The organism is Providencia rettgeri (assembly GCF_023205015.1).
Lineage (GTDB): Bacteria > Pseudomonadota > Gammaproteobacteria > Enterobacterales > Enterobacteriaceae > Providencia > Providencia rettgeri_E.
In genome coordinates this window covers 1,401,102-1,413,794 of record NZ_CP096258.1, presented here as the reverse complement: position 1 = coordinate 1,413,794, position 12,693 = coordinate 1,401,102, and the positions used below count along the sequence as shown (strand labels likewise).

Here is a 12,693-nt window from a genome sequence, read left to right as displayed (position 1 = left end):
ATGAGCCAGAAAATTTTATTTATCGACCGTGATGGAACATTAATTACCGAGCCGCCAACCGACTTCCAAGTTGATAGCTTAAGTAAACTCGCCTTTGAAAAGGCGGTCATTCCTAGCTTACTTGCCCTGCAAAAAGCGAATTACCGCTTAGTGATGATAACCAATCAAGATGGCCTAGGCACCGATAGCTTTCCAACTGCAGATTTCGAGCCACCGCATAATTTAATGATGCAGGTATTTGAATCACAAGGCGTTAAATTTGATGAAGTATTAATTTGCCCACATAAGCCTGAAGATAACTGCGCTTGCCGTAAACCTAAACTTCAGCTAGTTGAGCGCTATTTAGATAGCAATGTCCTTGATAGCGAAAATAGCTATGTGATTGGTGACCGTGAAACCGACATTCAACTCGCTAAAAATATGGGTATCAAAGGGTTACGTTATAACCCAACTGAACTTGACTGGGAAACCATCACCGCCCAATTAACAAAACGCAACCGCCATGCACTGGTCAAACGCGTCACAAAAGAGACCAATATCCAAGTCGAAGTGTGGTTAGACCAAGAAGGTGGCAGCAAAATTAGCACTGGCGTGGGCTTCTTTGACCACATGTTAGACCAAATCGCCACTCACGGCGGTTTCCGGTTAAACATTGAGGTCAATGGTGACTTGTTTATCGATGACCACCACACCGTGGAAGACACCGGCCTTGCACTAGGTGAAGCACTGAAAGTGGCACTTGGCGATAAACGCGGTATCGCACGTTTTGGTTTCGTGCTGCCAATGGATGAATGCCAAGCGCGCTGCGCGCTGGATATTTCTGGCCGCCCACACCTTGAATACAAAGCCGAATTTAAATACCAACGCGTCGGTGACTTAAGCACAGAAATGATTGAGCACTTCTTTAGCTCGCTTTCCTATGCAATGGGCTGTACGTTACACCTGAAAACCAAAGGGAAAAACGATCACCACAAAGCAGAAAGCTTGTTTAAAGTGTTCGGCCGCACACTGCGCCAAGCAATTCGTGTTGAAGGGGATACGTTACCTAGCTCGAAAGGGGTTCTGTAATGAACGTTGTCATCCTTGATACCGGCTGTGCAAATTTAGCCTCCGTAACCTATGCGGTGAAACGCCTAGGCTATAACCCTGTAGTGAGTCGCGATACCAACACCATTTTACAAGCCGACAAAGTCTTTTTACCCGGTGTCGGTACGGCTAGCGCAGCCATGGAAAAGCTGACTGAACGTGAATTAGTGCCGTTAATCAAAGCACTGACCCAACCAGTATTAGGCATCTGTTTAGGTATGCAATTACTCGGTTCCTTTAGTGAAGAAGGCCAATCTACGGTGCCATTACTGGGGTTAATTGATAGCCCTGTACAAAAAATGGATGCCAATGGGCTTCCTGTTCCACATAGCGGCTGGAACCAAGTCAAAGCGCTAGCAGGAAACCCACTGTTTCGCGATATCCCAGATAACGCCTATTTCTATTTTGTACACAGTTATTCGATGCCAATTTCCAGTCATACCATTGCGCAAACCCAGTATGGCAACCCGTTTAGCAGCGCGGTGAATTGCGATAACTTCTATGGTGTCCAATTTCACCCAGAACGTTCTGGCACCGCGGGTTCACGCTTGATTCAAAACTTTTTGGAGATGTAATTACCATGATCATTCCTGCATTAGATTTAATTGATGGCACGGTGGTGCGATTGCACCAAGGGGATTACGCCAAGCAAACTGATTATGGCAATGACCCGCTCCCACGTTTGCAGCAATATGAAAAAGAAGGGGCAAAATTATTGCACCTCGTGGATTTAACGGGTGCTAAAGACCCGCAAAAACGCCAAATTCCGCTGCTCAAAAAATTATTAGCTGGCGTCAGTGTTCCAGTACAAGTTGGTGGTGGTATTCGTACCGAAGAAGATGTTAAAGCCTTACTGGAAGCCGGAGCGACCCGCGTCGTCATCGGCTCAACGGCGGTCACTAAACCTGAGCTGGTCAAAACCTGGTTTGAAACCTATGGTGGTGAGGCCATCGTACTTGCCTTAGATGTACGTATTAATGACAAAGGCATAAAAGAAATCGCCATTAGCGGTTGGCAAGAGAACTCAAATTTAACGTTAGAACAAGCCATTGAAATATATCGCCCTTATGGTTTAAAACATGTTCTTTGTACGGATATTTCCAAAGATGGAACATTGACGGGTTCTAATGTGAATTTATATCAAGAAATTAGCCAAAAATTCCCTGATATTGCTTTTCAAGCATCGGGCGGCATTGGGGATTTAGACGATATCGCGGCTATCCCGCCATCTGGTGCGGCTGGCGTGATTGTGGGTCGTGCATTATTAGAAGGTAAATTCACCGTTGCGGAGGCAATCAAATGTTGGCAAAACGCATAATTCCTTGTTTGGACGTTCGCGACGGTCAAGTGGTTAAAGGTGTCCAATTTCGTAACCACGAAATCATCGGTGATATTGTTCCATTAGCACAACGCTACGCCCAAGAAGGCGCTGACGAACTGGTGTTTTATGATATTACCGCCTCGTCTGATGGCCGAGTGGTAGATAAAAGCTGGGTTGCTAAAGTCGCTGAAGTGATTGATATTCCTTTTTGCGTCGCAGGGGGGATTAAAAGTGTTGATGATGCTGCACAAATTCTCTCTTTTGGCGCTGACAAAATTTCCATCAACTCCCCTGCGTTATCTGACCCAACATTAATCAGCCGCTTAGCTGAACGCTTTGGCGTACAATGTATCGTCGTCGGTATTGACACTTGGTTCGATGAAAGCACAGGCGAATATCTCGTTTACCAATTTACCGGTGATGAAAAACGCACCACACAAACCACATGGAAAACCCTTGATTGGGTAAAAGAAGTGCAACAACGTGGCGCGGGTGAAATTGTGTTAAATATGATGAACCAAGATGGTGTACGCCAAGGATATGATCTACAACAACTCAAGAAAGTCCGTGAAGTCTGCCAAGTGCCATTAATTGCCTCTGGCGGTGCAGGTGAAAAAGTGCATTTCCTTGATGCCTTCTCTGACGCAGGTGTTGATGGCGCGCTTGCCGCTTCTGTATTTCATAAACAAATTATTAATATCGGTGACTTAAAACAATACCTAGCCGAAAATGGAGTTCAAATTAGAGTATGTTAACCACAGAACAATGTAGCCAACTGGCATGGCAAAAAGTCGATAATCTGATGCCTGTTATCGTACAGCACGCGGTTTCAGGTGATGTGCTAATGCTTGGGTATATGAACCCTGAAGCACTAAAAGTCACTTTAGACAGCCGTAAAATCACCTTTTTCTCTCGCACAAAACAACGTTTGTGGACGAAAGGCGAAACCTCCAATAATTTTTTAAATTTAGTGGATATCTACCCTGACTGTGACAGCGATACCCTGCTGGCTCTCGCACTGCCCGATGGCCCTACTTGCCATAACGGCACACAAAGCTGCTTCGCGCCTGCACAAAGTGACTGGGGCTTTTTGTTTGAGTTAGAAACCTTACTCAAAGAGCGTAAAACCGCTTCCCCTGAAAGCTCTTATACCGCACGTTTATATGCGAGCGGTACTAAACGTATTGCGCAAAAAGTGGGTGAAGAAGGGGTTGAAACCGCATTGGCGGCAACCGTTAATGACCGCGCAGAACTGACCAATGAAGCCGCTGATTTGATGTACCATTTAATGGTATTACTGCAAGACCAAGAACTTGATTTAAGCACGATAATCAAGCGGTTAAAAGAGCGCCATCAGTAATCGATAAACTGCCAGCCTCGCTGGCAGTTTATTTTATGGGTGCAAAATAGCCTCGATTTGCGCATCACTCAGTGAAATTCCAAAAAATTTCAGGTAAAAATCGGCAGTCTCTTGTTTTATATCGATATCCGCAAAGCGCTCAGGATAAAGCGTTTGTGCTAACCATAAAAATTGCAATGCTTCTTCTGAGGTTTCACGGCACCACCAAAACATCCCTTTTGGGTTGACATACACCCGTTGATTTTTTACCGCGCTAATGGCTTTCCATTGGGAAGACGTTCGGATGATATTCGCATCTTCTTTATTCATTGCGACAATTACATCGGGATTGGCTGCAATAATCGTTTCCAGTAATACCTCACCTGAGTTATTTTTTTTATCCGAAAACCAAATTTCAGCCACATTTTTGGCTCCCGCTAGATCCATCCAATCTTGATTTAACGAAGGGCGCCCCGAGGTAAATAATGTATTTCCCATACTATGATACACACTGCGTTTTTCTGCTTCTGTTAACCCGACTAAGCGTTCATTTACCAACCTGATATTACGGTCAAAATAGCGTTGATATTCAATCGCTTTATTTTGTGCATCTGGTCCTAGTTCTTTTGCTGTGGCTTGCACCCTTTCTTGTAACGATTTTAATGAATTTGCAGGGTACTCCACAACTTTTACCCCTGCACTTTCTAGTATATCCCGTTGAGGGACTTCCATACCTTTCGCCACAAACAATAATTCCGTACGTAATGAAATTATTTGCTCTGGATTTAATTGATTGCTAATACTGATAACTGGAACATTATCAATATTGGGTAACATTTGACGAAATAGTGGAATTTTTTTCGCTATCATTGATGTACCAACGATTTGCTCACCATAACCCAACATCATAATAATGGTGTTCTGTGCAGGCCATGGTGTTGCAATACGCAACTCGGGGTTATCCGTTTTTGCATTTAATAAGCTACTGACGAGTAACCCGGCAAGCAAAATCACGGATTGTAAGAACGTTATTTTTCTCATCTTAATGCCCCTTCTTTACTTCATCATAAAGAAGGGTGCTCCTTACAGTTATTGTTCGGCTATTAAAAATCAAATGTGACAGTTGCGCGAACTTCACGGCCAGAGCCTAAGAATGCGCTATTACCGCCACCTTGGCCGTTATTGCCTGATGGGAAAATAGACGCCCAATAACGTTCGTCTGTGACATTATCGACCGAGAGGCGAATAGTGGTGGGGACTTGGCTAATTTTCGTACTATAGCGAGTTCCTAAGTCTAACGTTGTGTAGCTACCAATCCAACTTGAGTTAGTATCATTTGCTGCTCGTTTACCGGTGTAATGCACATTTGCGCTGTAAACCAACTCAGGCATAGCTGGCAGCGCATATTCAACTAGCATATTCGCTTGGACTTTTGGAACTCCAACCACGCGTTTGCCCCGAGTGGTTGGAGAGCCTGTGTCTTTCAGTTTAGGGTCTAAAAATGTTATGCCGCTATAAACATTTAACCCCTGCCACACATGACCTGTGGCGGTTAACTCAAGCCCTCTATTCACTTGCTTGCCTTGCTCACGAAACACACTATCGCTATCCACATAAGCAAATGGCCGCTCTAAATGGAACAGTGCCACACCAAGGTTTAAATCAGCCACATCGGCTTTAACCCCCACTTCATATTGCTTACTACGATATGGGTCTAAAGTTTGTCCTTCATTTTTAACGCCTTGTCCTATCGGAGCCGTATCCCCTTCCTCCAATGAGTCTGCATAACTTACATAAGTCATCAATTGTGGAGTAATTTTGTACATCACGGCAGCATTTGGGCTTAACCCCTTGGCGTTAGTTTGGCTGGTTTTATGGTTCTGTTTGTCAAAATTACGACTTTCTATCCAACTTTGGCTGAGATAAAACATCGCTGACCATTGTGGGTCAAATGTAACGGTATCGCCGATAGTGATACTTTGTTGACTATTTTCCGCAGATTTATAGCGTGAACCGCCAGTGTAAATTTTACCATTTGCAGGTTCTATCAATGACGATGGGTGGTACATATTCGTTGAGCCAAGGTCATAGGCCGTAGCTGCCCCCTTTGCACTATAAATAGACCAAATATAGCCATTCGTCGCGAATGATAAATCGTGTCCGATAGCCCCCGTGTCTACATGTCCATTAAGTGTCGCTGAGTTACTAAGTACACGAAAACGCCCAGAAGCCGGAGAGTCACGGAGTGAACGCTTAATGTCACCTTTATCGTTGACCACCATACTGGTCACCGTGCGCATCGCTCTATCTGCTTGTTGATATCCGACTGCGGCATTCAATGTCCAATCTTCATTAAAATCATGAAGTAAGCGAGTACTCACTGTATCTGTGGTTAAATCATTCCCCGCGGTGTGCATAGCTAAGTTTTTATCTTGCGGATCCGGTGCTTTTGGTAAATTAATTTTAGGGCCATAGCTGAAGCTCCCCACATACCCTTTTTGTACAAAATTATAGTGGCTAGCATTGAGCTGTAACTGTGTCCCCGGTTGAATGTTCCAATCAAAGGCAACAGAAGCCAACTTACGACGTAGAGTGCTATCCTTTAAATTTCCCGTTCCTTCTTCATCCATTAAGTTTAAACGATAACCAAAGCGCTTATCTGTATCAAAATATCCCCCAAGATCAACATGGCCGCTGTAGGCATTGCGACTTTGATAACCTAAAGATAATCGCTGAATATCTTCAGGGCGTTTTGCCGTGAAATTGAATTGACCCGCAGGGCTAGAAGGACCGTACAAAGACCCCGTAAGGCTATTAATAATGTCCACTCTATCCAACATTTCAACCGGAAATGCCGTTGTAGAGACGACATACAAGCCATCTAACCGACTATTCGCTACGACACTTCCTTGCATCCCACGGCTTTGTGGGCGTCCCACATCCATTCCTCCACGTGCTTGCATTTGAGTACTCGGGGCATATTTAAGTAATTCACTGATACTTTTCGCTTGCTGATTATCAATCATTTCACGACTGATTGTTGTTGTGGAATAGGGAGTATCAATCCAATCCAAATCCCCTAACGGGCCTAAATCAATTTGAGAGGTAAAGAAGCCCGCGCCGGCTTGAGCTTCTGTTGTGACATCCCCTGAAGCCGCTGTCACCAACATTTTGTCTTGCTTGGAACTCGTAGGTTGCTCAGAGGATTGTGCAGCAACAAATGATGGGGCGATCCCTGCAATAAGAGGCATTAGAACATATAAATTTATTTTACGTTTCATGTTATCTATTTTCATTATATAAAACTTTATATTACCGAGAATAAAATGCACCGTAAATGATCAAACTCAATTCTTAACAATATGTATTCTCATTACCCCATTGAAATATTTTTTTATAATTAGTTGAATTTATTAAAAATAAAATAACAGGCAGAATATCCAATAGAAAAAAGCAGCATTAAGATAACAATACTGATAAAAACAGCATCTGATATGCAATTTAAAAAATTTCCCAACAGTATGATTTTAGATTCATTTCTTTTTACGATTGTATCTCTCAATGAACTTGATATCATTCCCTGCTATTGATGTGGTTTTAAAGGGAAAAAACGGTGTCTGAAAATTCTATTTTTTTGCAGCTCACACAATTACTTGATAAAAATAATGCCAAATATCGGGTGATGGAGCATCCCACTGCAGGTAAATCAGAAGAAGTGGCGAAAATACGTGGTACGCAACTTGGTCAAGGTGCTAAAGGTTTAGTCTGTCATGTAAAAGGAAATGGGATCCGCCAACACGTACTGGCAATTTTACCTGCCGATAAACAAGCTGACTTAAATAAGGTTGCCACCGCGATTGGCGGGACTCGCGCATCCCTAGCAAGCCCAAAGGAAGTTGATGAGCTCACTCAGTGTGTATTCGGGGCAATCCCCCCTTTTAGTTTTCACCCCAATTTAAAATTAATTGCGGACCCACTACTTTTTGAACGCTTTGAAGAGCTCGCCTTTAATGCAGGTACATTAGAGCGCTCTATTATTTTAAATACAGAAGATTATCAAAGAATAGCTGCACCGACTTTAGTTGAGTTTATTCGCACAGAAGATAATTAGTCCTTTATACAAAATGGGGACTCCACCGGATCCCCCTCCATCAATTATTTATATTTACCACAGAACGCTTTCTCTGGTGATGCATTCACCGTCAATATGCATTACACCAAGTAATCATTGGCTTGTTTAGTAATAATTTATTTTAACCTCACAAATTCAAATAAAATTAGTTTCCTCACTCATAGTGTGTCTTCCAATACTTCGCGTATCATTTAGGAGTAACTATTAAATAAAATATCTTTTTTTTAAAGATATTTTATTTTACCATCAACTATAAGTCCTACCCGCTTCTACTAAATCAAAACAGATAAGATAATATTTATGCCAAATAAAAACTTAAGCCCGACCTCATCTTTATTATTTATTAATAGCTTAAATAACTACTCACATTCAATTAAAGAAAACCATTCATTTATAGACACCAAAAATGAATTTAATTCCGTTATTGATTATTTTCATTTAATATCAGAAATAAACAAATCGTTTGACAATCTCTCCTTTTTACAAAATGAAAAAAGCAAACATTATTTCAACAATAACCGACTCACGAGTGATGTAACGGGGGAGTTAAAAGGAAATGTATTTTTCGCTCAAGCTAATATCATCCCATCTAAACTCCATATAGATGGAGATAGCAAGCCTAAATTAGTTAAAGAGCGAAAAACATTAATTATGTTTAAACCTCATGCACATATCCCTGAATTCAATGAGATTCAATTAAATATTTATGATAAGAATGATGAGCTAATAATAAACAAGCTACTATCCCCTCCATCTAAACTCCCAAAAATAGCCAATAACAGCCTAAAAGAAACTAATTTATCGCCTCATGATTTTAAATCGCCAGTAAAATTCGACCTTATCATTAGGTCTAACAGTGAATTAATCGAAATATCCCAAAATCAAAACCACTTACATGAAACAATATTAAATAATGATAGAATAAACTTAAAACTTAATCATGTAGAAAAACCGTTTATTCTACATAATAACATCAACTATAGCGGTAAAACGGTAACCCTACACAACACTAATAATAATGAAATTGAAGTTAACTATGGTAATAACACCGTCACTCTACCATCAAAATCAGCGACTCGATTTATATGCGATGAAAATGGGTATTGGCTAACAAAGGACGACGTTAAACAAATAAAATATTACAGCCCACCTAAAAAAACACATTCAAACACGCTTCCAGTTATCGATTATGAAATTGGTAATCTACCAGATATAGATGGAGAAAAAATAGATACCGAGTTCTTTGAAGATATACTAGAAAAAAATGGCACCATAAAAATAACTAAAATGGATTATGATAGAGTCAAAAAACTCACACTCATGCAGAACAAAAAATTCGCCTCTAAAAAAATTATATTTACATCAGAATCCGAAGAGCCCACCTTTATCCAAACTAAAAATAAAGTTTACGAACTAAAAAAAGACGGTTTATTACTATTCCATTGTAATTCTAATGGAATATGGAAAAATATTTTAGTTCCTGATAACAAATCAAAAATTAACGATTCACATCCGAGTAAATTCGATATTACTGTAGATAATAATAAAGCGATTATCGAAATTTCCAAAAAGCAAAAGCACTTCAATCAATTAATAAAAAACAATAATTCGATAAAAATATCTACAAGTGATGGTAATTGGAGTCGTGACTTCACTCTTGATAAAAATGATGCATTTCATAATAAAAAAATACTATTTAGTTCGAATGCATCATATAGTAGCCAAATTCATTATGGAAAAAATACCTTGAAGCTACAAACGGGTGAAAGTATCCTTTTTACCTATGATTTAGATAAAAAATGGGTTCCTATTAATCAAAATAATAAAGAAAATTTTATTAACAACTTCGAATATATCGAGAATACATGGTCTACGACAATCCCAAAAGAATATATCCATCCTGAGATAAAACTTGAATTTATTTATCAAGGTCAGAAAAGCATGTTATCTCATATTGATGTAGGTGCACCAAATGAGTTACTCATTAATACTTTTGATATTGGATTGCTGACACCACCAAGAGACACGCTTCTTTTTCTAGATAAATTTGAACTAAATCGTCAGTATTATCAAACGATCCCAGTCAAAAAACTCATCGTTTCTCGCTACGAACCCATCCATTTATTAAAAGTGGTTATGCCTGATGGTCGAGTTTTTACAGACAAAGCCCCCGATGAAGGAGGCGGCCATAGTGGTAGCATGAGAGAGTGGATCACGAAAGACTTTTACGCTAACGGCGTTAATATGGCAAATTATGGTGTCAATAGTTCGGCTCCTGATGCTGATTCTTTTGTTCCAACCTCCCAAATAACTGCCTATAACTCTGTCGGGATGTATAAAAATGGTAGAGTCGTCCACGGCTGGTCTGGTGGTGGAGGTAAAGCAACCTTAAATAGGACAGATAGTAACGAACTTAGTCATGAATTCGGCCATAATTTTGGCTTAAGTGATTACTATGGAGGAGATGAAGGCGGCTCCCATGCTACTGCCAATAAAAGAAATTCAACCTGGCTGTGGGATTCAGATAATAACTATTTTATTCCAAATACATATCAAGATGGTACATTAAATCATGATGCAATGAGTGGAGGTGAAGCTTATGATACTCGTTACAACGCTTATACGGCTTATACGCCCAGCTCTTTCATTGCAATTCAAAATAGATTGGAAAATAGCTATGTATTTAGTCCTGAATCAAAAACAGGATATAAAAAATGGGATCCAGAAATAAAGGAAATGGTAGATGCATACTTAGACCTTTCCCCATTTAATGCCATCGAGTTTACTGCAATAAATGGTTCAGATATTACAATTGACGACCTAAGCTCACTATTAGAAAAAAATAATAACGTTACTATTTATAATGGAAATGGTTATCACGCCCCAAGAATTAACGTTCCATTAGCAAATGAAAATAACAAAAATGCCGTTTTAAGAATAGAGTCAGGCGCAGATTTCGATAGTGAGCTTCATATTAACAACCAGATTGAACCAATCAAAAAAAATGATTTAATTTGCTATATTTCAGATTGTTACAATTGGAAGAGAAAAGATAATAATGAAACAATCCTCTATAAAGTTCCCTATAAACAAGGAGTACCTATTGTGACTTTAATGGGGTTCTATGACCCTAAAGATGTAATCGATAGCTATATCTACCCTTCTTTATATGGTTCTTATGGCATGGTTTATAGTCATGATAAAAAAATAGATACTCAAATGCCATATTTAGAGGTTATTTTTGAAGATGGAACAATAAGCCACTACCAACTTAATAACTTCCGTTCAAATGAAGAGATGATGAATAAGTTTCATATTAATATTGAACGAAGTTTGAATCCTATAAAAGCTAATCTTTATATTGATAATAAAATTGTTCATTCTAGAGAAATTGAAATCAAAAAGAATAAGCTCCTAACAACGATTAATGGTGATATTGCATAATATTATCTAAGTTATCACTAATTACCTAAATTAATTAGTGATAACTATATACGACATAACGAAAAATAAAATCTTCAAACGGCCTACTCTATATTGATTTAACAAGAAATAAACTCTTTTTTCTTGCAAGCAATCCAAACAAACAGCCTACCAACATAACTAATGCCAATGACATTTTTGGCGCGATAGGCAAACCGATTGCACAAAGTCCGAGAGTTGCTCCCCCTGCCATTTGAACAAACCCCACTAAGGCAGATGCGGTGCCTGCTTCATTACCAAACGGTTCTAAAGCATAGCTTGTCGCCGTTCCCATCATAAAAGCTAGCCCTGTACAAGCACAAGCGACAGGTAACATATAAACAAGCCAATGACTTTGTATTTCTATCGGCAATACGATAAAACCTAGCAATAATCCTAAGCAGCCAAGTACCATCATTAAACTACCCACTAATAAACAGGTTGGTCGCCCTATTTTATGAATAAAGTAATTAGCGATATAACTGGCAAACATGATCCAAAAACCATTAACACCAAATACTATAGAAAACTCAAGCGGGGTTAATTCGGCATCCCCCATCAGCACAGTTGGTGCAAGTGACACATATGTTAATGCCATACCCATCGTGCCTGCGTTCACTAAAGCAAAAATAATAAATTGATGATTTCCCAAAATTCGCCAATAGGTTTTCAGCGGAATAACTTTGGCTTTAGGTAAATTAACTGGACGTGTCTCCGGTAACAAAAACACAATTAGCGCTAATATGACCAATGCATACAAAGCAAGAAACCAAAACGGTGCCCGCCAGCCCCATGCTTCTGCCAGCAGACCTCCTAGTAGTGGCGCTAACGCGGGAACAATATTTAATGTCCCATTTAAGAAACCAAAGGCTCGAGCCGCTTCTGTGCCATTCATTCGGTCACGAACACAACTAAATGCCACCACCGAAGTACAACAAACGGCAACCCCTTGTAATAAACGCGAGGCAATAAATATTGTGGGTGTTGTTGCCACAATAGCAACACCTGAACCAATGATGTACAACACGATGCCCAAAATCGCGATAGGTTTTCGACCATATCTATCAACTAATGGGCCCGAAATTAACTGCCCTAACCCCAAAACTAAAATAAACAAGGCAATCGTAGACTGAATCACTGACTCACTACTTCCCAAATCCCTCGCAATATCAGGTATTGTTGGCAAATATAAATCAATCCCTAATGGACCAAGTAATACTAATAAAAGTAATAAGATAAGAAAATTACGCATAAACCATGCCTAGACTCAATAAATGTAGTTCAGAAAACATGCGATATAATCAATGAAAATAAATCAAAAATTACCACAAAATTAATAAGTTACTTATAATT

At 39.8% G+C, this 12,693-nt stretch carries 10 protein-coding genes; 7 read left to right on the top strand and 3 right to left on the bottom strand.

What is annotated here, in order from left to right; translation table 11 throughout:
* The 5 genes from hisB to hisIE are packed head-to-tail and all read left to right on the top strand — an operon-like array spanning position 1 to position 3,767.
* Complete coding sequence (hisB, locus tag M0M83_RS06215; RefSeq protein WP_125893286.1) at positions 1 to 1,068, top strand: bifunctional histidinol-phosphatase/imidazoleglycerol-phosphate dehydratase HisB; 1,068 nt, start codon at positions 1 to 3, stop codon at positions 1,066 to 1,068.
* On the top strand, positions 1,068 to 1,661 hold the full coding sequence (gene hisH, locus M0M83_RS06210) for an imidazole glycerol phosphate synthase subunit HisH (RefSeq protein ID WP_125893288.1): 594 nt from the start codon (positions 1,068 to 1,070) through the stop codon (positions 1,659 to 1,661). The genes hisB and hisH overlap by 1 nt, the downstream gene beginning before the upstream one ends.
* Before the next feature lie 5 nt (positions 1,662 to 1,666).
* Positions 1,667 to 2,404: a 1-(5-phosphoribosyl)-5-[(5-phosphoribosylamino)methylideneamino]imidazole-4-carboxamide isomerase gene (gene hisA, locus M0M83_RS06205; protein ID WP_248467872.1), complete on the top strand. Its 738-nt coding sequence runs from the start codon at positions 1,667 to 1,669 to the stop codon at positions 2,402 to 2,404.
* Positions 2,386 to 3,162 carry an imidazole glycerol phosphate synthase subunit HisF gene (gene hisF, locus M0M83_RS06200; RefSeq protein WP_213913482.1) on the top strand — a complete coding sequence of 259 codons (777 nt, stop codon included), beginning with the start codon at positions 2,386 to 2,388 and terminating at the stop codon, positions 3,160 to 3,162. Before hisA ends, hisF begins: the two co-directional genes overlap by 19 nt.
* Positions 3,156 to 3,767, top strand: a complete 612-nt coding sequence (hisIE, locus tag M0M83_RS06195; RefSeq protein ID WP_125893294.1) for a bifunctional phosphoribosyl-AMP cyclohydrolase/phosphoribosyl-ATP diphosphatase HisIE — start codon at positions 3,156 to 3,158, stop codon at positions 3,765 to 3,767. The genes hisF and hisIE overlap by 7 nt, the downstream gene beginning before the upstream one ends.
* A gap of 33 nt (positions 3,768 to 3,800) precedes the next feature.
* Here hisIE and M0M83_RS06190 read toward each other — a convergent pair whose 3' ends face one another.
* On the bottom strand, positions 3,801 to 4,787 hold the full coding sequence (locus M0M83_RS06190) for an ABC transporter substrate-binding protein (RefSeq protein ID WP_213913480.1): 987 nt from the start codon (positions 4,785 to 4,787) through the stop codon (positions 3,801 to 3,803).
* Positions 4,788 to 4,849: 62 nt separating this feature from the next.
* Complete coding sequence (locus M0M83_RS06185) at positions 4,850 to 7,027, bottom strand: TonB-dependent receptor (protein WP_213913479.1); 2,178 nt, start codon at positions 7,025 to 7,027, stop codon at positions 4,850 to 4,852.
* A gap of 332 nt (positions 7,028 to 7,359) precedes the next feature.
* Here M0M83_RS06185 and M0M83_RS06180 point away from each other — a divergent pair, with 332 nt between their 5' ends.
* Both M0M83_RS06180 and M0M83_RS06175 read left to right on the top strand, forming a co-directional pair.
* Positions 7,360 to 7,857, top strand: coding sequence for a YbaK/prolyl-tRNA synthetase associated domain-containing protein (locus M0M83_RS06180; RefSeq protein WP_213913478.1), 498 nt, complete (start codon positions 7,360 to 7,362; stop codon positions 7,855 to 7,857).
* A gap of 321 nt (positions 7,858 to 8,178) precedes the next feature.
* Complete coding sequence (locus M0M83_RS06175) at positions 8,179 to 11,322, top strand: M66 family metalloprotease (RefSeq protein WP_248467870.1); 3,144 nt, start codon at positions 8,179 to 8,181, stop codon at positions 11,320 to 11,322.
* Positions 11,323 to 11,410: 88 nt separating this feature from the next.
* On the opposite strand, the gene M0M83_RS06170 is transcribed toward M0M83_RS06175, so the two are convergent.
* Positions 11,411 to 12,592: a multidrug effflux MFS transporter gene (locus M0M83_RS06170; RefSeq protein WP_248467868.1), complete on the bottom strand. Its 1,182-nt coding sequence runs from the start codon at positions 12,590 to 12,592 to the stop codon at positions 11,411 to 11,413.
* Positions 12,593 to 12,693: the final 101 nt, after the last annotated feature.